Origin of the sequence: Streptomyces sp. NPDC005761 (genome assembly GCF_040630635.1) — a bacterium.
In the GTDB taxonomy this organism is placed as follows: Bacteria; Actinomycetota; Actinomycetes; order Streptomycetales; family Streptomycetaceae; genus Streptomyces.
The window spans coordinates 143,487-160,968 of the sequence record NZ_JBEXXX010000006.1; the positions used below are offsets into that span (position 1 = coordinate 143,487).

General features: G+C 71.5%; 18 protein-coding genes. 13 read left to right on the forward strand and 5 right to left on the reverse strand.

The window, feature by feature from the left end; genetic code table 11:
* Positions 1-23 precede the first annotated feature (23 nt).
* Entirely contained in the window at positions 24-824 is an 801-nt protein-coding gene (locus ABZ434_RS08435) for an IclR family transcriptional regulator (protein WP_359133091.1), read from the reverse strand.
* A 326-nt stretch (positions 825-1,150) separates the two neighbouring features.
* Here ABZ434_RS08435 and allB point away from each other — a divergent pair, with 326 nt between their 5' ends.
* The 3 genes from allB (at position 1,151) to ABZ434_RS08450 (ending at position 4,031) form a co-directional block, all read left to right on the forward strand.
* The gene (allB, locus tag ABZ434_RS08440; RefSeq protein WP_359133092.1) at positions 1,151-2,494 is read left to right on the forward strand and encodes an allantoinase AllB; all 1,344 of its coding nucleotides are present in this window, start codon (positions 1,151-1,153) and stop codon (positions 2,492-2,494) included.
* Between the two features lie 2 nt (positions 2,495-2,496).
* Positions 2,497-3,612: an allantoicase gene (gene alc, locus ABZ434_RS08445; RefSeq protein ID WP_359133093.1), complete on the forward strand. Its 1,116-nt coding sequence runs from the start codon at positions 2,497-2,499 to the stop codon at positions 3,610-3,612.
* 92 nt (positions 3,613-3,704) lie between these two features.
* Positions 3,705-4,031: a putative quinol monooxygenase gene (locus tag ABZ434_RS08450; protein ID WP_359133094.1), complete on the forward strand. Its 327-nt coding sequence runs from the start codon at positions 3,705-3,707 to the stop codon at positions 4,029-4,031.
* 251 nt (positions 4,032-4,282) lie between these two features.
* On the opposite strand, the gene ABZ434_RS08455 is transcribed toward ABZ434_RS08450, so the two are convergent.
* Both ABZ434_RS08455 and ABZ434_RS08460 read right to left on the reverse strand, forming a co-directional pair.
* Complete coding sequence (locus ABZ434_RS08455) at positions 4,283-5,029, reverse strand: SDR family oxidoreductase (RefSeq protein WP_359133096.1); 747 nt, start codon at positions 5,027-5,029, stop codon at positions 4,283-4,285.
* Positions 5,030-5,245: 216 nt separating this feature from the next.
* Positions 5,246-5,890, reverse strand: a complete 645-nt coding sequence (locus ABZ434_RS08460) for a TetR/AcrR family transcriptional regulator (protein ID WP_359133098.1) — start codon at positions 5,888-5,890, stop codon at positions 5,246-5,248.
* A gap of 150 nt (positions 5,891-6,040) precedes the next feature.
* Between ABZ434_RS08460 and ABZ434_RS08465 the strand changes: the two genes are divergently transcribed.
* The gene (locus tag ABZ434_RS08465) at positions 6,041-7,060 is read left to right on the forward strand and encodes a DMT family transporter (protein WP_359133270.1); all 1,020 of its coding nucleotides are present in this window, start codon (positions 6,041-6,043) and stop codon (positions 7,058-7,060) included.
* On the opposite strand, the gene ABZ434_RS08470 is transcribed toward ABZ434_RS08465, so the two are convergent.
* The gene (locus ABZ434_RS08470) at positions 6,982-7,185 is read right to left on the reverse strand and encodes a hypothetical protein (protein ID WP_359133100.1); all 204 of its coding nucleotides are present in this window, start codon (positions 7,183-7,185) and stop codon (positions 6,982-6,984) included. The genes ABZ434_RS08465 and ABZ434_RS08470 overlap by 79 nt on opposite strands.
* A 147-nt stretch (positions 7,186-7,332) precedes the next feature.
* Between ABZ434_RS08470 and ABZ434_RS08475 the strand changes: the two genes are divergently transcribed.
* The 4 genes from ABZ434_RS08475 to ABZ434_RS08490 all read left to right on the forward strand — a co-directional run bounded on the left by ABZ434_RS08475 (position 7,333) and on the right by ABZ434_RS08490 (position 11,023).
* A complete protein-coding gene (locus ABZ434_RS08475) occupies positions 7,333-8,550 on the forward strand; it encodes a histidine kinase (RefSeq protein WP_359133101.1) in 1,218 nt (405 codons plus the stop codon).
* A complete protein-coding gene (locus ABZ434_RS08480; RefSeq protein WP_359133102.1) occupies positions 8,547-9,266 on the forward strand; it encodes a response regulator transcription factor in 720 nt (239 codons plus the stop codon). The genes ABZ434_RS08475 and ABZ434_RS08480 overlap by 4 nt, the downstream gene beginning before the upstream one ends.
* Positions 9,267-9,395: 129 nt before the next feature.
* On the forward strand, positions 9,396-9,815 hold the full coding sequence (locus ABZ434_RS08485) for a PaaI family thioesterase (RefSeq protein WP_359133103.1): 420 nt from the start codon (positions 9,396-9,398) through the stop codon (positions 9,813-9,815).
* A gap of 11 nt (positions 9,816-9,826) precedes the next feature.
* On the forward strand, positions 9,827-11,023 hold the full coding sequence (locus tag ABZ434_RS08490) for a cytochrome P450 (protein ID WP_359133104.1): 1,197 nt from the start codon (positions 9,827-9,829) through the stop codon (positions 11,021-11,023).
* Between the two features lie 21 nt (positions 11,024-11,044).
* Here the strand turns inward: ABZ434_RS08490 and ABZ434_RS08495 are convergent, their stop codons facing one another.
* On the reverse strand, positions 11,045-12,049 hold the full coding sequence (locus ABZ434_RS08495) for a Gfo/Idh/MocA family oxidoreductase (RefSeq protein ID WP_359133105.1): 1,005 nt from the start codon (positions 12,047-12,049) through the stop codon (positions 11,045-11,047).
* A gap of 174 nt (positions 12,050-12,223) precedes the next feature.
* On the opposite strand from ABZ434_RS08495, the gene ABZ434_RS08500 reads away from it, so the two are divergent.
* The 5 genes from ABZ434_RS08500 (at position 12,224) to ABZ434_RS08520 (ending at position 17,474) form a co-directional block, all read left to right on the forward strand.
* A complete protein-coding gene (locus ABZ434_RS08500) occupies positions 12,224-12,982 on the forward strand; it encodes a GntR family transcriptional regulator (RefSeq protein ID WP_359133106.1) in 759 nt (252 codons plus the stop codon).
* 260 nt (positions 12,983-13,242) lie between these two features.
* Positions 13,243-14,226 carry a sugar ABC transporter substrate-binding protein gene (locus tag ABZ434_RS08505; protein ID WP_359133107.1) on the forward strand — a complete coding sequence of 328 codons (984 nt, stop codon included), beginning with the start codon at positions 13,243-13,245 and terminating at the stop codon, positions 14,224-14,226.
* Entirely contained in the window at positions 14,223-15,272 is a 1,050-nt protein-coding gene (locus tag ABZ434_RS08510) for an ABC transporter permease (RefSeq protein WP_359133108.1), read from the forward strand. The genes ABZ434_RS08505 and ABZ434_RS08510 overlap by 4 nt, the downstream gene beginning before the upstream one ends.
* Positions 15,269-16,135 carry an ATP-binding cassette domain-containing protein gene (locus ABZ434_RS08515; RefSeq protein ID WP_359133109.1) on the forward strand — a complete coding sequence of 289 codons (867 nt, stop codon included), beginning with the start codon at positions 15,269-15,271 and terminating at the stop codon, positions 16,133-16,135. The genes ABZ434_RS08510 and ABZ434_RS08515 overlap by 4 nt, the downstream gene beginning before the upstream one ends.
* Before the next feature lie 175 nt (positions 16,136-16,310).
* A complete protein-coding gene (locus ABZ434_RS08520; RefSeq protein ID WP_359133111.1) occupies positions 16,311-17,474 on the forward strand; it encodes an ROK family glucokinase in 1,164 nt (387 codons plus the stop codon).
* Positions 17,475-17,482 lie beyond the last annotated feature (8 nt).

The following is a 17,482-nucleotide window of genomic DNA, read 5'->3' on the forward strand; positions in this document are numbered from 1 at the left end:
CCGGACCACCCCTCCTTTGCGTCTCAGGCCGACGGACCGCTGCTGGCCAGGGCCTCGGACAGTTCCTTCGCGGCCTGCTGGAGAATCGGCACGATGCGCTCGGTGGCCGCCTCGGTCACCCGGCCCGCCGGGCCGGAGATCGAGATCGCCGCGGAGGTGGGGGAGTTGGGGACCGAGACGGCCAGGCAGCGGACCCCTATCTCCTGCTCGTTGTCGTCCACCGCGTAACCCACCCTGCGGACCTGCTCCAAGGCCTCCAGGAAGCCGTCCGGGGTGGTGATCGTCTTCTCGGTGGCGGCCGGCATCCCGGTGCGCGCGAGCAGCGCCCGCACCTCGTCCGCCGGGGTGTGCGCCAGCAGCGCCTTGCCGACGCCGGTGGAGTGCGGCAGCACCCGGCGGCCCACCTCGGTGAACATGCGCATCGAGTGCTTGGACGGCACCTGCGCCACGTACACGATCTCGTCGCCGTCCAGGAGCGCCATGTTGGCCGTCTCGCCGGTCTCCTCGACCAACTGGGCCAGATACGGGCGGGCCCAGGTGCCGAGCAGCCGCGCGGCGGACTCGCCGAGCCGGATCAGGCGCGGGCCCAGCGCGTAACGCCGGTTGGGCTGCTGGCGTACGTAGCCGCACACCACGAGCGTGCGCATCAGCCGGTGAATGGTGGGCAGCGGGAGACCGCTGCTCGCGGAGAGCTCGCTCAGGCCGACCTCGCCCCCCGCGTCGGCCATCCGCTCCAGCAGATCGAAGGCGCGCTCAAGGGACTGCACACCACCGCTGGAACCGGCGGACTTGGAGTCGGAAGTGCTGGCGTGGGACGGCGGCACGTCAACGGTCCTTTCGAAGCGGAAGAGCAAGGCAGCAGCCTACCGGGCACTTCCCGATCGGCCCACTGTCGCAGGCACACCGTCCGGGCCGGTCAGGGCTCGTTCCTCCGGGTGTTCCGGGCCTGTCCGGCGGTCCGCACGGCGCCGCGTATAGCCCATTCTACATTCCGCACTCCGAAATATGACTTTTACTTTGTGGAAATCTCCAATCGGCGCCACGCGTGGTCGACCGGGCGGTCCGAGGGGAGGATGGGGTCTTGACGGGTCGCATTCCCGAGTGAAGACTCCTTCAACAGTTCGTTGAATTCACGAAGTGGGGAGCACGGGTGTCCGGTACGGACGTGAAGCTGGTACTGCGCTCGACGCGCGTCGTCACACCCGGGGGCACACGGCCCGCCGCGGTCCACGTCGCCGGCGGGACGATCGACGCCGTCCTGCCCTACGACGCCGGTACGCCGGCGGGCGCCAGGGTGGAGGACTTCGGCGACGACGTCCTGCTGCCCGGACTCGTGGACACGCACGTCCACGTGAACGACCCCGGCCGCACCGAGTGGGAGGGGTTCTACACCGCGACCCGCGCCGCCGCGGCCGGCGGCATCACCACGCTGCTCGACATGCCGCTCAACTCGCTCCCGCCGACCACCACCGTCGAGCATCTGCGCGTCAAGCAGCAGGTGGCGGCCCCCAAGGTGCACATCGACACCGGCTTCTGGGGCGGCGCGATCCCCTCGAACGTCAAGGACCTGCGCCCGCTGCACGAGGCCGGGGTCTTTGGCTTCAAGTGCTTCCTCTCGCCGTCAGGCGTCGAGGAGTTCCCCGAACTCGACCAGGAGCAGCTCGCCCGGTCGATGGCCGAGATCGCGGGCTTCGGCGGCCTCCTGATCGTGCACGCCGAGGACCCGCACCACCTGGCGGCCGCCCCGCAGCGCAGCGGCCCCGCCTATGCCGACTTCCTCGCGTCCCGGCCGCGCGACGCCGAGAACACCGCGATCGAGGGGCTCATCGCCCACGCGAAGCGGCTGAACGCACGCATCCATATCCTGCACCTCTCCTCCAGCGACGCACTGCCGCTGATCGCCGCCGCCAAGCACGAGGGCGTCCGCGTCACCGTCGAGTCCTGTCCCCACTTCCTCACCCTCACCGCCGAGGAAGTTCCCGACGGGGCCACCGAGTTCAAGTGCTGCCCGCCCATCCGCGAGGCCGCCAACCAGGACGCGCTGTGGCAGGGGCTCGCCGACGGGACGATCGACTGCATCGTCTCCGACCACTCGCCCTGCACCACGGACCTCAAGACTCCGGACTTCGCCTCCGCCTGGGGCGGCATCTCCTCCCTCCAGCTCGGCCTTCCGGCCATCTGGACCGAAGCCCGCCGGCGCGGCCACTCGCTCGACGACGTCGCCCGCTGGATGTCGGCCGCCCCCGCCCGACTGGCCGGGCTGACCGCCAAGGGCGCGATCGAGGCCGGCCGCGACGCCGACTTCGCCGTCCTGGCACCCGACGCCACCTTCACCGTGGACCCGGCCGAGCTCTTCCACCGCAACCAGGTCACCGCGTACGCCGGACGGACCCTGCACGGCGTCGTGCGGTCGACCTGGCTGCGCGGCGTACGCATCGCCACCGAAGGCACCCTCGCCGAGCCCACCGGCCGCCTCCAGACAAGGAACAACTGACGATGACGGCGACAACGCACTTCACCGGCGACGCGAACCCGTACGGCGGCGGTGACCCGTACGCCGACTACCGCACCGCCGACTTCCCCTTCGCCCACCACGTCGACCTCGCCGACCGGCGGCTCGGCGCAGGCGTGATCGCCGCCAACGACGAGTTCTTCGCGGAGCGCGAGAACCTGCTGAAGCCGGAGCCCGCCCACTTCGACCCCGAGCACTTCGGGCACAAGGGCAAGATCATGGACGGCTGGGAGACCCGCCGCCGCCGTGGCGCGAGCGCCGCACAGCCCCACCCGGTGGACGAGGACCACGACTGGGCGCTCGTCCGCCTCGGTGTCCCCGGCGTGGTGCGCGGCATCGTCGTCGACACCGCCCACTTCCGCGGCAACTACCCGCAGGCCGTCTCCGTCGAGGCCGTCGCGCTGCCGGGCTCACCGTCGCCCGAGGATCTCCTCGCGCCCGAAGTGAAGTGGACAACGCTCGTCCCCCGTACGGCCGTCGGCGGTCACGCCGCCAACGGATTCGCCGTCGACGTCCCGCGGCGCTTCACCCACCTGCGGGTCAACCAGCACCCCGACGGCGGCATAGCCCGGCTCCGGGTGTACGGCGAAGTCGCCCCGGACCCGGCCTGGCTGGCGGCGCTCGGCACCTTCGACCTGGTCGCGCTGGAGAACGGCGGCCGGGTCCAGGACGCGTCCGACCGCTTCTACTCCCCGGCGACGAACACGATTCAGCCCGGCCGCTCCCGCAAGATGGACGACGGCTGGGAGACCCGGCGCCGGCGCGACAAGGGCAATGACTGGATCCACTACCACCTCGTCGAGGAGGCGGAGATCCGTGCCGTCGAGATCGACACCGCCTACCTGAAGGGCAACTCGGCAGGCTGGGCGAGCCTCTCGGCCCGCGAAACGGCCGATGGCGCATGGATCGAGATCCTGCCCAGGACCCGGCTGCAGCCCGACACCAGCCACCGCTTCGTCCTGCCGGAGGCCGTACGGGCCGTCGAGGTCCGCATCGACATCTTCCCGGACGGCGGCATCTCACGGCTGCGCCTCTTCGGTTCGCTGACCGGACCGGGCGCCGCGCGGCTGGCCGCCCGCCATGACGAGCTGGGCGGCTGACCGAACCCTGCCGGAGACTGTCCGTATTCGGGCGATACCGTAGGGATACGGGGGCCTGCCCTGGTTCCCGCGCATCCCCCACAGGAGTCGCCATGATCTTCATCGCCGTCAGGTTCACCGTGCGCACCGCCGAGCGCGACAACTGGCTGCCGGCCGTCGAGGAGTTCACCCTCGCCACCCGGCAGGAGCCCGGCAACGTGTTCTTCGACTGGTCCTACAGCGTCGAGAACCCGGACCAGTTCGTGCTGCTGGAGGCGTTCGCCTCCCCCGAGGCCGGGGCGGCCCACGTGCAGTCGGCGCACTTCGCCGCGGCGATGGACACGATGGCGGACCTGGTGGCGGAGGTGCCCGAGATCATCAACGTCGAGGTGCCGGGCGAGGGATGGTCCCGCATGGCCGAGGTGCAGCCGCGATCGTAGGGGCGGTGCGCCGCCCCTACGATCGGAACTCCTCGGGCGCGGCCGCGTCGCACCAGGGTCGAACGCTACGGACCCGGCCGGCGGGGCGCCGCCGCGCAGCCGGGTGATGCGGGCGTCCACCTGGTCGCGGTCGTATCCGCGTCGGGCGATACGGAATCCGAACTACTCGTGCAGCGGACGGTCGTCCTCTTCACCCGACACGGACACGAGCGCCTCCTCAGGGTGGGACCGACGTCCTCACCCTGTCACGCTCAGGCCGCGTGACCACCGTCGACGACCATTTCCGAACCGGTGATGTACGCCGCCTCGTCACTGGCCAAGTACGCGATCAGCGCGGCCACTTCAGCGGTCGTACCGAAGCGGTCCAGCGCGTTGGCGGCACGCTGCCCGGCGGCGAACGGGCCGTCGGCGGGGTTCATCTCGGTGTCGACCGCACCGGCCTGGACCAGATTGACCGTGATGCCGCGCGGGCCGAGCTCGCGGGCGAGCGGCTTGGTCAGTCCGGACAGTGCCGACTTGCTCATGGCGTAGAGCGTGGCGCCGGGACCGCCCGCGTACCGGCTCAGGGCCGTACCGACGGAGATGATGCGGCCCCCCTGCTCCAGGACACCGGCCGCGGCCCGGCAGGCCAGGAAGACCGCCCGTACGTTGACGGCGAGCACCCGGTCGACATCGGCGTCGGTGAGTCCGCCGATCGGTCCGAGGACGCCGATGCCCGCGTTGTTGACCAGGATGTCGAGCCGGCCGAAGACCTCCGCCGCCCGGTGCACCGCCGCGGGGACGGCCTCCGGGTCGGCCGCGTCCGCGCGGAGGGCGACGGCGCGACGCCCGCCCGCCTCGATCTTCCGTACGACCTCGTGGGCGGCCTCCTCGTCCCGTACGTACGTCAGCGCCACATCGGCGCCGTCCCGGGCGAGCCGCAGGGCGGTCGCGGCGCCGATGCCGCGGCTTCCGCCGGTGACGAGCGCGGTGCGGTTCGTGCTGAGGGTGCTGTTCATGAGGGGTTCCTGTTCCTTGGCGGTCGTGCTGACAGGAACAAGCAAAGTTCTTCCGCGCTCCGGATACCGGCGGGAAATGGACGCCCACTCCGGCACGGGGGCCGCCACGGCATCTCCGACGGGGCCGCCCGCATCCAGGAGTGCACGGACGCCGCGGTCGCGATCCGGCGCCGGCCCACGGGACCGGCACGGAGGACGGTCCGGAAGAGGGAGGTGCTACAGCTCGGCCGGCAGCGACGAGGCGTCCACGGCCACCGCCCGCAAGCGCCCCAGGATCGCGCGCTTCGCCCGCGTGTAGCTCTCGGAGGTGTCACGGAGCACGGAGTCGCCGTTGGCCAGTTCCAGGAAGGCGATGATCTCGAAGGCGAGCTGGGCGACATCGCAGTCGGCACGGATCTCGCCGAGTGTCCGTGCCTCCTCGATCCGCCGCTGCACGAATCCGGTCCAGCCCGCCTGCGCGGTCACGATCGCGTCGTGCACCGCGCCCTGCCGGGCGTCGAATTCGGCGATGGCCGCGTAGAAGAAGCACCCTCCGGGGAAGACGCGCCCCTGCGAGTACGCGATCCAGCACTCGCACATCCGCAGGATCCGCCCGAGGCCGGCGGGCGTGGCGCGCGTCGGCTGCACGACGTGTTCGTCGTAGACCGCGACGGCAGTCCGTACGGTCGCCAGCTGGAGCTCCTCCTTGGAACCGAACAGGGCGAACACACCGCTCTTGCTCAGCCTGAGGTCGCCGGCCAGCCGGCCGAGGGACAGGCCGTCGAGGCCCTCCACCGACGCGGCCTCGGCCGCCCGGGCGAGGACCAGCTGCCGGGTGCGGTTGCCCCGCTCGACCCTTCCGTCCTGACGTACTCCCGCCATCTGGCGACTCCGTACTCCGTGAGGTGCGGGCGGCTGCGTACGCACCGGTCCCGGGGCTCGCCATTGTAGGAGGGCGCCGGTAGCGTGACCGTTCCGCGTGCGAGCCAGTGAGGTCTCCACAACATCCCTGTGGAGAACCAGGAGATCCGGGTGTCCTCCGTCGCCGTGCCCGTCCTCGCCCCGCCGCGCCGTGCGTGGCTGACCGATCTGCCCGTCCTGCTCGTCGCGGTGGTGTGGGGCTCCAGTTATCTGGCGGCCAAGGGCATCACCACCGCGCAGACCGTCGTCGCCGTCCTCGTGCTGCGGTTCGCCGTCGTGCTGCCTGTCCTCGTCGTCGTCGGCCGGTCCCGGCTGCGGGCGCTGACCGCGGCCCAATGGCGGGGCGCGGGGCTGCTGGGCCTCGTGCTCAGCGGGATCTTCCTGGTGGAGACGTACGGGATCGTGCACACCTCGGCCACCAACGCCGGGCTCATCATCAGTCTCACCATGATCTTCACCCCGCTCGCCGAGGCGTTCGTGACCCGGACCCGGCCGACCGGGACCTTCCTCGCGGCCGCCGGACTCTCGGTCGCAGGCGTGGTGCTCCTGACCCAGGGCGGAGGATTCACCAGCCCCTCGGCGGGAGACCTGCTGATGCTGGTCGCCGCGCTCGCCCGCACCCTCCACGTCCTCCTGATGGCGCGTATCAAGTCCGTACGGTCGGCGGACTCGCTCTCGCTCACGACGGTCCAGCTCGGCAGCGCCGTCGCGGTCTTCGCCCTGCTGGCCGCGGCACCCGGCACCGGGAAGTCACCGTGGTCGGTCGCCGCGGGTTTCGGCGTCCGCGAGTGGGGCGGGCTGCTCTTCCTGTCGGTCTTCTGCACGCTCTTCGCGTTCTTCGTGCAGATGTGGTCCGTACGCCGCACCTCGCCGTCCCGGGTCAGTCTGCTGCTCGGTACGGAACCGCTCTGGGCCGCCGCCGTCGGCATCGCGATCGGCGGTGAACGCCTGGGGGTCCCCGGGGTCGCGGGCGCGGTGCTGGTACTGGCCGGAACGGCGTGGGGGCGGCGCAGCGCGGACACTGCCACGTCCGACGGCGGAACTCCTCCCGCTCACTCCTTGATCGAGTCCGAGGCGATCATGACGGCGGCACCCGTCACCACCAGCACGATGCAGACGAACAACGAGTAGTCGCCGATGAACGGCAGCCGCCGCACCACGCTGAAGAACCTGAACCAGTCGAGCCATTCGTGGAGCAGCCCGGCGGCACCCTGGACGAAGACCAGGAAGCCGACCGTCTCGCAGAGCTTCTTCATGGAGAACGAGCCTGCCGGGCCGCCCACGGGTGCCGCGTCGGCCGGTGGTCTGCGCCGCCGGTCCGAAAGTCTCGGCTTCCGCGACTTCGGTCGCTCCGTGGCCCGGAACACCCGGAGGCCCGGCCCGGGCTGCGTAGCTTTGTCGATATGACGCCTACCGAATACCCCTGGCTGCTGCCCTCGGCGATGGCCGATCCCGAGCTGCCGGGCGACCGGGGCAGCCGGACGCGCCGCACCGTGCGGGACTGGATCGTCGACATCACGGCCTTCCTGTGTGCGGCAGGCATCGGCCTGGCGGCCGTCGCCACGATCGAGGCCGACGAGACCACTCCCCACGTCTTCGTCCTCATCGACTCGCTCGTCGGCGCCGCGGCCTGCTGCGCGTTGTGGGCCCGGCGCCGGTGGCCCGTCGGCCTCGCGGTCGTCCTGACGCTCCTGTCCGTCGTCGAGCCGGTCGCGGCGGGGGCCTGGCTGGTGGCGCTCTTCAGCGTGGCCGTCCACCGGCCGTTCCGCCCCGTGGCCCTCATCGGCGCGGGAGCCCTGCTCGTCGCCCCCGTACAGCCCTATCTGCGCCCGGACCCGAGCACCTCGTTCGTCGCGTCCACCATCATCGGGGTGCTGCTGGTCCTGCTCGTGCTCAGCTGGGGCATGGTCGTACGGTCCCGGCGCCAGCTCGTCGTCACGCTGCGCGAGCGCGCCCGGCGGGCCGAGACCGAGGCCGGGCTCCGGGCCGAGCAGGCGCAGCGGCTGGCCCGCGAGGACATCGCCCGCGAGATGCACGACGTCCTCGCCCACCGGCTGACCCTGCTCAGCGTCCACGCCGGAGCCCTCGAGTTCCGCCCCGACGCACCTCCGGCCGAGGTCGCCCGCGCCGCCGGCGTCATCCGGGACAGTGCGCACGAGGCGCTCCAGGACCTCCGCGAGATCATCGGCGTGCTGCGCAGCCCGCGCGACGGAGACGGCAACCGGCCCCAGCCCACCCTCGCCACCCTCGACGCCCTCGTCGCCGAATCCCGGCTGGCGGGCACGAAGGTCACCCTCGACAACCGCATCGCCGATCCGGCCACCGCCCCCGCCGCCACCGGCCGCACCGTCTACCGCATCGCCCAGGAGGGCCTGACCAACGCCCGCAAGCACGCGCCCGGTGCCGAGGTCACCGTCACGGTCGCCGGCGGGCCGGGCCGGGGGATCACCGTGGAGGTGCGCAACCCGGCCCCCACCGAACCCTTCGAGCAGGTACCGGGATCCGGCCAGGGGCTCATCGGCCTGACCGAGCGGGCCACACTCGCCGGGGGGCGCCTCGACCACGGCCCCGGACCGGACGGCGGGTTCCGGGTGAGGGCCTGGCTACCGTGGTCCTCATGACCACGCCGCCGCCCGCCTCCCCGCCCCCTCCCGTCCGGCTGCTCGTCGTCGACGACGACCCCCTCGTACGGGCGGGGCTCACCCTCATGCTCGGCGGCGCCGAGGACATCGACATCGTGGGGGAGGGGGCCGACGGCAGCGAGGTGGCCGAACTCGTCGACCGGCTCCGGCCGGAGGTCGTCCTGATGGACATCCGGATGCCGGTCATGGACGGGCTGACCGCGACCGAGGCGCTGCGCGGCCGCCCGGAAGCCCCCGAGATCATCGTCCTGACGACGTTCCACGCGGATGAGCAGGTGCTCCGCGCCATCCGGGCCGGAGCCGCGGGCTTCGTCCTCAAGGACACCCCGCCCGCGCAGATCGTCGACGCCGTGCGGCGCGTGGCGGCCGGCGACCCCGTCCTGTCGCCCGCGGTCACCCGGCAGCTGATGGCCCGTGCGACGGGGAGCGGACAGGAGGAGCGGGCCGGCCGCGCCGAACGGGCACGCCGGCGGATCGCGTTGCTGGCCGACCGGGAGCGCGAGGTGGCCGTGGCCGTCGGGCACGGCCGCTCGAACGCGGAGATCGCCGCCGCCCTCTATCTGAGCGTGGCCACGGTGAAGACGCAGGTGTCACGCATTCTCGCCAAATTCGACCTCAACAACCGTGTCCAGATCGCGCTGCTGGTGCACGACGCGGGCCTCCTCGACGACGAGGGCGACAACGGCCTGTCCTGAACCCGCCGGACCCCGGGAGCCGGACCGGCTGCCTGACATGCTGACCGGCGGGGTGCGACGGCTCCCCGCGCGCCGGTGACACGGTTTCCTTTTCGAGAGAGATTCACCGTGAGACAGAAGGGACCCGCCATGACCGGACTCGACCTTCAGATGGCACAGAAGGTACTCGACAGCCAGCCGTTCAGCGTCCTCGTCGGTGCACGGATCACCGCCTTCGGTGACGGCGCGGCCACGCTGGAGATCGACAGCCGTGAGGAACTGCGGCAGCAGAACGGATTCCTGCACGGCGGAGTGCTCGCCTACGCCGCCGACAACGCCCTCACCTTCGCCGCCGGAACGACGCTCGGCCCGGCTGTGCTGACCGGAGGCTTCTCCATCCAGTACCTCCGCCCCGCCACCGGCCGTTCGCTCGTCGCCCGGGCCGAGGTCGTCCACACCGGCCGCCGGCAGGCCGTGGCGCGTTGCGATCTGTCCGTCGTGGGGGAGGACGGCACCGAAACCCTCTGTGCCGTCGCCCAGGGCACCGTACTGAGCGCCGCCTCGTCCTGAAGGAGCCGCACATGACCACCGAAGCCATATTCGACCTCGGGGCGCTCGGCGAGCGGTTCACCCGCGACCCGTTTCCCGTGTACGCGGACTTACGAGCCCGTGGGCCCGTGCACCGGGTCCGGATCCCGGAGGGATCCGTCGCCTGGCTCGTCGTCGGGTACGAGGAGGGCCGGGCGGCGCTCGCGGACCAGAGGTTCTCCAAGCAGTGGCGCAACGCCTCGCCCGCTCTGGGCGTCAGCCAGGTCTCCGCCGGAACCTCCATGCTCAGCTCGGACGCACCCGCCCACACTCGCCTGCGTAAACTCGTGACCCGCGAGTTCACCGCCCGCCGGATGCAGCAACTCGTCCCACGGGTCCAGCAGATGACGGACGTACTGCTCGACACCATGCTGGCGCGCCCGGACCGCGGGACCGATCTCGTCGAGTCCCTCGCCTTCCCGCTGCCCATGTCCGTCATCTGCGAACTGCTCGGCGTGCCGTTCCTGGACCGACAGGCCTTTCGTGAGTGGTCCAACACCGCGGTGTCGTCCCTCGACGCCGAGATGCGCCGGACCGCGACCGTGGAGATGTCCGGTTTCCTCGCCGCGATGCTCGACGACAAGCGGGACCAGCCCGGCGACGACCTGATGAGCGCGCTGATCCACACGGCCGACGAGGAGGGCGACCGGCTCTCGGCCGGCGAACTGATGGGCATGGCCTGGCTGCTGCTCGTCGCCGGCCACGAGACCACGGTCAACCTGATCTCGAACGGGGTGCTGGCTCTGCTCACCCACCCTGACCAACTTGCCGCACTGCGCGCCGACTTCGGTCTCATCGACAACGCGGTGGAGGAGATGCTCCGCTGGGCGGGCCCGGTCGAGACGCCCACCTACCGATTCACCACCGAAGCGATCGACATCGGAGGAACGGTGATCCCGGGCGGCGGCGAGCTCGTCCTGGTCGCCATGTCCGACGCCAACAGGGACCCGGACCGCTACCCGGACGCCGACCGCTTCGACATCACCCGGGACGCCCGCGGGCACCTGGCCTTCGGCCACGGCATCCACTTCTGCCTGGGCGCACCGCTGGCCCGCATCGAGGCGGCGGTGGCCATCCGCTCGCTGCTGGAGCGCTGCCCGGAGCTGAGGCTGGACGTGGAGCCCGACGAGCTCGTCTGGCGTACGGGGATGCTCATCCGGGGACCGGAGGGGCTGCCGGTCAGCTGGTGAGCGGCAGGTGGCCGGCCCGGGTCAGGCGCTGGGGATCTCCGTGAGCTCCACCGGGCGCCGCTCCCGCCGCGAGACCTCGCACGCCTCGGCGATCCGCAGGGCACGCAGCGCCTCCCGGCCGTCGCACGGATTGGCCGCCTCACCCCGCACCAGCCGGACGAAGGCGTCGAGTTCCGCCTCGTACGCGGGGCCGAAGCGCTCCAGGAACCCCGGCCAGGGGTCGGCCGGGGCGCCGGGGCCGTCCGGTTCGGCGGAGGTGAGCGGGGTGCGGTGGCCGAGGCCGACCGTGATCTGGTCGACCTCGCCCGCGAGCTCCATCCGCACGTCGTACCCGGCGCCGTTGCAGCGGGTCGATGTCGCGGTGACCAGGGTGCCGTCGTCGAGCGTCAGCAGCGCCGCCGCCGTGTCCACGTCTCCGGCCGCGCGGAACATCGCGGGCCCGGCGTCCGACCCGGTGGCGTACACCCGCGTCACCTCGCGGCCCGTCACCCAGCGCACCATGTCGAAGTCATGGATCAGACAGTCCCGGAACAGCCCGCCGGAGAGCGGCAGATACGCGGCGGGCGGCGGAGCGGGATCGGAGGTCGCCGTCCGCACGGTGTGCAGCCGGCCGAGGGCCCCGCCGCGGACCGCGGCGCGAGCAGCCGCGTACCCGGCGTCGAACCGGCGCATGAAGCCGAGCTGGAGGACGCTGTGCGCACGTTCGGCGTCGCGCAGCGCCCTGAGGGTGCCCGCGAGGTCGACCGCGACGGGCTTCTCGCAGAAGGCGGGCAGCCCGGCGCGGACCGCGTGGCCGATCAGCTCGGCGTGGGCGGCTGTGGCGGAGGCGATCACCACGGCGTCCACACCGGCGTCGAACACCTCCGTGACCGTGGCCACGGCGCGCGCACCGGTGCGGCCGGCTACGGCGGCCGCGCGGGCCGGGTCGGCGTCCGCCACCACCAGCGCCTCCACGGCGGGATGGCGGGCGAGAACGCCTGCGTGGAAGGAGCCGATCCGGCCGGTGCCCAGGAGTCCGATGCGCATGGTTCCAACGTGCCGTCCGGACGTAGCGGTGTCAATCGAATGTCCTGACAAATCAGGGGCGCTTTCGGCGGGTTGGGCGGGCGCGGCACCGGCCGGTCGCGGAGCGTCACGCTGTCCGGACAACAGGACGACCGGAGTACCGGAGACGGAGGCCTGCGGGATACGCTCCCCGACGTGCCGAAATCCACCGCCGACGCCATCGCCCTCGACCTGGGTGTGGACCGCTCCAGCCCCGTCCCGCTCTACTACCAGCTCGCCCAGCAGCTGGAGGCGGCGATCGCGGACGGCCGGCTCGCCGCCGGCGGACTCCTCGGCAACGAGATCGAGCTCGCCGCCCGGCTCGGGCTGTCCCGTCCCACCGTGCGCCAGGCCATCCAGTCGCTCGTCGACAAGGGCCTGCTGGTCCGCCGCCGCGGCGTCGGCACCCAGGTGCTGCACTCCAAGGTCCGGCGCCCCCTCGAACTGAGCAGCCTGTACGACGACCTGGAGTCCGCCGGCCGGCACCCCTCGACCCTCGTCCTGACCAACGACCTCCGCCCCGCCACGGCAGCCGTCGCCGAGGCGCTGGGTGTGCCGGAGGGGGACCGGGTGCAGTACGTCGAGCGCCTGCGCGGGGCGGACGGCGAGCCCCTCGCCCTCCTGCGCAACCACCTGCCCGCCGGACTCCTCGACCTCTCCGGCGAACGGCCGGCCACCACCGGCCTCTACCGGATGATGCGCGGAGCGGGCATCACCCTGCACAGCGCCCGCCAGACGGTCGGCGCCCGCCTCGCCGCCGCCGAGGAGGCCGGCCCGCTCGGCGAGAGTGAGGGCGCCGCCCTGCTCACGATGGAGCGCACCACCTTCGACGACACCGGCAGAGCGGTGGAGTTCGCCTCCCACCTCTACCGCGCCTCGCGCTACGCCTTCGATTTCCAGCTCCTCGTACGGTGACACGGGGCCCCGGCTCTCGTACGGTGTCACAGGCTTCTCGGCTACTCGTACGGTGACGACGGCCGCACCCGGCCGCCCCGGCCCCGTACACGCCCCTGCCCGACACACGCGCCGCGCCCCTGCCGGGCAGGTGCGGTCCGGGCTCGGGGATACTTGCCCAGCCGGGCCGGGACCGCATGGCCCCGGCTCCACCAGCAGCACAGTGAGCAGCACAAGAAGGGCACGGCGTCGTGGCAAGGGTTCGGACAGGGGTACGTGCGATGGGCGCCGTGCTTGCGGCGGTGCTCGGGGCTTCCCTCATGGGATGCAGCAGCACCGGCGGCAAGCGGGCGGAGGAGCGTGCGGCCCAGGCCGCGGCCGAGGGCCGGTCCGCGGTGAACACGCCCCGCTGGACCTTCGCCATGGTCACCCACTCGGGTGACGGCGACACCTTCTGGGACATCGTCCAGAAGGGCGCCAAGATGGCGGCCGGCAAGGACAACATCAACTTCCTGTACTCGCACAACGACGAGGGGCAGCAGCAGGCCCAGCTCGTCCAGGCCGCCATCGACAAGAAGGTCGACGGGCTGATCGTCACGCTCGCCAAGCCCGACGCCATGAAGGCGGTCGTCGCCAAGGCCACCAAGGCCGGCATCCCGGTGATCACGGTGAACTCGGGCTCCGCGGAGTCCAAGAGTTACGGCGCGCTCACGCACATCGGCCAGGACGAGTCGATCGCGGGTGAGGCCGTCGGCGACGAGCTCAACGCGCGCGGCCGCAAGAAGGCCCTGTGCATCCTGCACGAGCAGGGCAACGTCGGTCACGAGCAGCGCTGCGCCGGGGCGAAGAAGACCTTCGACGGCCAGCTGCAGAACCTGTACGTCGAGGGCACCAACATGCCGGACGTCCAGGCCTCCATCGAGGCGAAGCTCCAGGCCGACAAGGACATCGACGCGGTCGTCACCCTCGGCGCGCCGTTCGCGGACGCCGCCGTCAAGGCGAAGAAGACCGCAGGCAGCAAGGCCGAGATCGACACCTTCGACCTGAACGCCAAGGTCGCCGCCGAGCTCCAGGCCAAGACCCTCGGCTTCGCCGTCGACCAGCAGCCCTACCTCCAGGGGTACGAGGCCGTCGACCTGCTCTGGCTCTACCGCTACAACCGCAACGTGCTCGGCGGCGGTCTCCCGGTCCTCACCGGCCCGCAGATCATCACCTCCGACGACGCCTCCCAGCTGGCCGAGTACGCGGACCGGGGAACCCGATGACCGCGGGGCCCGGTACCTCCTCGGCCGTGCCGGACGAGCGACTGCTGCGCACGTCACCGCTGCGCAAGCTGCTCGGCCGCCCGGAGCTCGGCTCGGTCGTCGGCGCGCTGGCCGTCTTCCTCTTCTTCGCGATCGTCGCCGACAGCTTCCTGCGCGCCACCAGCTTCGGCACGGTGCTGTACGCGGCCTCCACCATCGGCATCATGGCGGCCCCGGTGGCGCTGCTGATGATCGGCGGGGAGTTCGACCTCTCCGCGGGCGTGATGGTCACCAGTTCCGCGCTGATCTCATCGATGTTCAGCTACCAGATGACGGCCAACGTCTGGGTCGGCGTCCTCGTCTCCCTGCTCGTGACGCTCGCCATCGGCGCGTTCAACGGCTTCATGCTGACGCGGACCAAACTCCCGAGCTTCATCATCACGCTCGGCACGTTCCTGATGCTGACCGGCCTCAACCTGGGATTCACCAAGCTGATCAGCGGGACCGTCTCGACGAAGACCATCGGCAACATGGAGGGCTTCGACTCGGCCCGCACGGTCTTCGCGTCCTACTGGACCGTCGGCGGCGTCGAGCTGAAGGTGACCATCCTGTGGTGGGCCGTCCTCGTCGCGGCCGCCACCTGGATCCTGATCCGCACCCGCTTCGGCAACTGGATCTTCGCCGTCGGCGGCGAGGCCGACGCGGCCCGCGCGGTCGGCGTCCCGGTGATCCGTACCAAGATCGGTCTCTACCTCGGGGTGGCCTTCGCGGCCTGGGTCTCCGGACAGCACCTGCTGTTCAGCTATGACGTGGTGCAGTCCGGCGAGGGCGTCGGCAACGAGCTGATCTACATCATCGCGGCCGTCATCGGCGGCTGTCTGATCACCGGCGGATACGGCTCCGCGATCGGCTCGGCGGTCGGTGCCTTCATCTTCGGCATGACCAGCAAGGGCATCGTGTACGCGGAGTGGAACCCGGACTGGTTCAAGTTCTTCCTCGGAGCCATGCTGCTCCTGGCCACCCTGCTCAACGCATGGGTACGCAAGCGCGCGGAGGCGACGAAATGACGGCCCCCAAGGAATCGAGCGGGCCCGCGGACTCCGGCCGGCGGCCGCTGGTCGAGCTGGACCACGTCAGCAAGTTCTACGGCAACATCAAGGCGCTCCAGGACGTCTCGCTGGAAGTGCACGCGGGCGAGATCTCCTGTGTCCTCGGTGACAACGGAGCGGGCAAGTCCACCCTGATCAAGATCATCGCGGGGCTGCACCGGCACGACGCGGGGACCTTCCTGATCGACGGCGAGGAGACCACCCTCGCCAACCCGCGCGACGCCCTGGACCGGGGCATCGCCACGGTCTACCAGGACCTCGCCGTCGTCCCCCTGATGCCGGTCTGGCGCAACTTCTTCCTCGGCTCCGAGCCGACGAAGGGCACCGGGCCCTTCAAGAGCCTCGATGTCCGGCTGATGCGGGAGACGACCCGCTCCGCTCTGCTGCGGATGGGCATCGACCTGCGCGACGTCGACCAGCCCATCGGCACGCTGTCCGGCGGCGAGCGCCAGTGCGTCGCCATCGCCCGGGCCGTCCACTTCGGTGCCAAGGTCCTCGTCCTGGACGAGCCGACCGCGGCGCTCGGCGTCAAGCAGTCCGGGGTGGTGCTCAAGTACGTCGCCGCTGCCCGGGACGCGGGACTCGGCGTGGTCCTCATCACGCACAACCCGCACCACGCCTACCTCGTCGGCGACCGCTTCGTGCTGCTCAAGCGGGGCACCATGGCGGGCAGCCACACGAAGGAGAGCGTCACCCTGGACGAGCTGACGCGCCAGATGGCGGGCGGCAGCGAGCTGGAGGAGCTCAGCCACGAGCTGGAGCGGACCCCGAATCCCGGCCCGCTGGACGGCCGCCCGGCACGGGACGACACCTCCGAGTGACCTCGTCCACAGCTGTACCCGAGCGCCCGACGGGCCCGGACTCCGGGCCGGCCGGGCGCTCGGTGGCAGGGCGGTTGCCGTACGGACCGGGGCCGGGAATGGCAGAATCGACATCGGTGGGCACCGTCCACCGCCGGAAGCGCCACGAACCGGCCCCCCAGACCCCGCAGGGACGATGAGCACGTACCGCGACCTCACACACCGCGGCTCCGCCCGCGCCACCGTCCTGCGGACCGTCGGCACCAGGGAGCGGCGCTCGCACCTCACCGCGCCCCGGGTGCCCACCGTCGGCATCGACATCGGGGGGACGAAGGTGATGGCCGGCGTCGTCGACGCCGACGGCAACATCCTGGAGACCCTGCGCACCGAGACGCCCGACAAGTCCAAGAGCCCCAAGGTCGTCGAGGACACCATCGTCGAGCTGGTCCTGGACCTCTCCGACCGCCACGACGTGCACGCGGTGGGCATCGGCGCGGCCGGCTGGGTCGACGCGGACCGCTCCAAGGTGCTGTTCGCCCCGCACCTCGCCTGGCGCGACGAACCCCTGCGCGACGCGATCGCCTCCCGGCTCGTCGTCCCGGTCATGGTGGACAACGACGCCAACACCGCGGCCTGGGCCGAATGGCGCTTCGGCGCGGGGCGCGGCGAGGACCACCTCGTCATGATCACGCTCGGTACCGGCATCGGCGGCGCGATCCTGGAGGACGGTCAGGTCAAGCGCGGCAAGTACGGTGTCGCCGGTGAGTTCGGCCACATGCAGGTCGTGCCCGGCGGCCACCGCTGCCCCTGCGGCAACCGCGGCTGCTGGGAGCAGTACAGCTCCGGCAACGCACTCGTGCGGGAGGCCAAGGAACTGGCCGCTGCCGACTCCCCGGTCGCCCACGGAATCATCGAGCGGGTCAAGGGCAACATCCCCGACATCACCGGACCGCTCATCACCGAACTGGCCCGCGAGGGCGATGCGATGTGCATCGAGCTCCTCCAGGACATCGGCCAGTGGCTCGGCGTCGGCATCGCCAATCTGGCCGCCGCACTCGACCCCTCCTGCTTCGTCATCGGAGGCGGCGTCAGCGCCGCCGACGACCTGCTGATCGGACCGGCCAGGGACGCCTTCAAACGGCAGCTCACGGGCCGCGGCTACCGCCCCGAGGCGAGGATCGCGAAGGCGCAGCTCGGCCCCGAGGCGGGTATGGTCGGCGCGGCCGACCTCGCCAGGCTGGTGGCCCGCCGCTTCCGGCGTACCAACCGCCGACGCGTCGAGCGGTACGAGCGCTACGCCCAGATCTACGACCAGGCCGCCAGCACCATCCGTAACACGCGCAACACCCGCACTTCCTAGGGATCCCC

Excerpts from the sequence above, each read along its gene's own strand:
- alc (WP_359133093.1), top strand. The coding sequence starts at position 2,497 with ATGACGGCGACAACGCACTTCACCGGCGACGCGAACCCGTACGGCGGC.
- ABZ434_RS08450 (WP_359133094.1), top strand. The coding sequence starts at position 3,705 with ATGATCTTCATCGCCGTCAGGTTCACCGTGCGCACCGCCGAGCGCGAC.
- ABZ434_RS08455 (WP_359133096.1), bottom strand. The coding sequence starts at position 5,029 with ATGAACAGCACCCTCAGCACGAACCGCACCGCGCTCGTCACCGGCGGA.
- ABZ434_RS08460 (WP_359133098.1), bottom strand. The coding sequence starts at position 5,890 with ATGGCGGGAGTACGTCAGGACGGAAGGGTCGAGCGGGGCAACCGCACC.
- ABZ434_RS08470 (WP_359133100.1), bottom strand. The coding sequence starts at position 7,185 with ATGAAGAAGCTCTGCGAGACGGTCGGCTTCCTGGTCTTCGTCCAGGGT.
- ABZ434_RS08475 (WP_359133101.1), top strand. The coding sequence starts at position 7,333 with ATGACGCCTACCGAATACCCCTGGCTGCTGCCCTCGGCGATGGCCGAT.
- ABZ434_RS08480 (WP_359133102.1), top strand. The coding sequence starts at position 8,547 with ATGACCACGCCGCCGCCCGCCTCCCCGCCCCCTCCCGTCCGGCTGCTC.
- ABZ434_RS08485 (WP_359133103.1), top strand. The coding sequence starts at position 9,396 with ATGACCGGACTCGACCTTCAGATGGCACAGAAGGTACTCGACAGCCAG.
- ABZ434_RS08490 (WP_359133104.1), top strand. The coding sequence starts at position 9,827 with ATGACCACCGAAGCCATATTCGACCTCGGGGCGCTCGGCGAGCGGTTC.
- ABZ434_RS08495 (WP_359133105.1), bottom strand. The coding sequence starts at position 12,049 with ATGCGCATCGGACTCCTGGGCACCGGCCGGATCGGCTCCTTCCACGCA.
- ABZ434_RS08505 (WP_359133107.1), top strand. The coding sequence starts at position 13,243 with ATGGGCGCCGTGCTTGCGGCGGTGCTCGGGGCTTCCCTCATGGGATGC.
- ABZ434_RS08510 (WP_359133108.1), top strand. The coding sequence starts at position 14,223 with ATGACCGCGGGGCCCGGTACCTCCTCGGCCGTGCCGGACGAGCGACTG.
- ABZ434_RS08515 (WP_359133109.1), top strand. The coding sequence starts at position 15,269 with ATGACGGCCCCCAAGGAATCGAGCGGGCCCGCGGACTCCGGCCGGCGG.
- ABZ434_RS08520 (WP_359133111.1), top strand. The coding sequence starts at position 16,311 with ATGAGCACGTACCGCGACCTCACACACCGCGGCTCCGCCCGCGCCACC.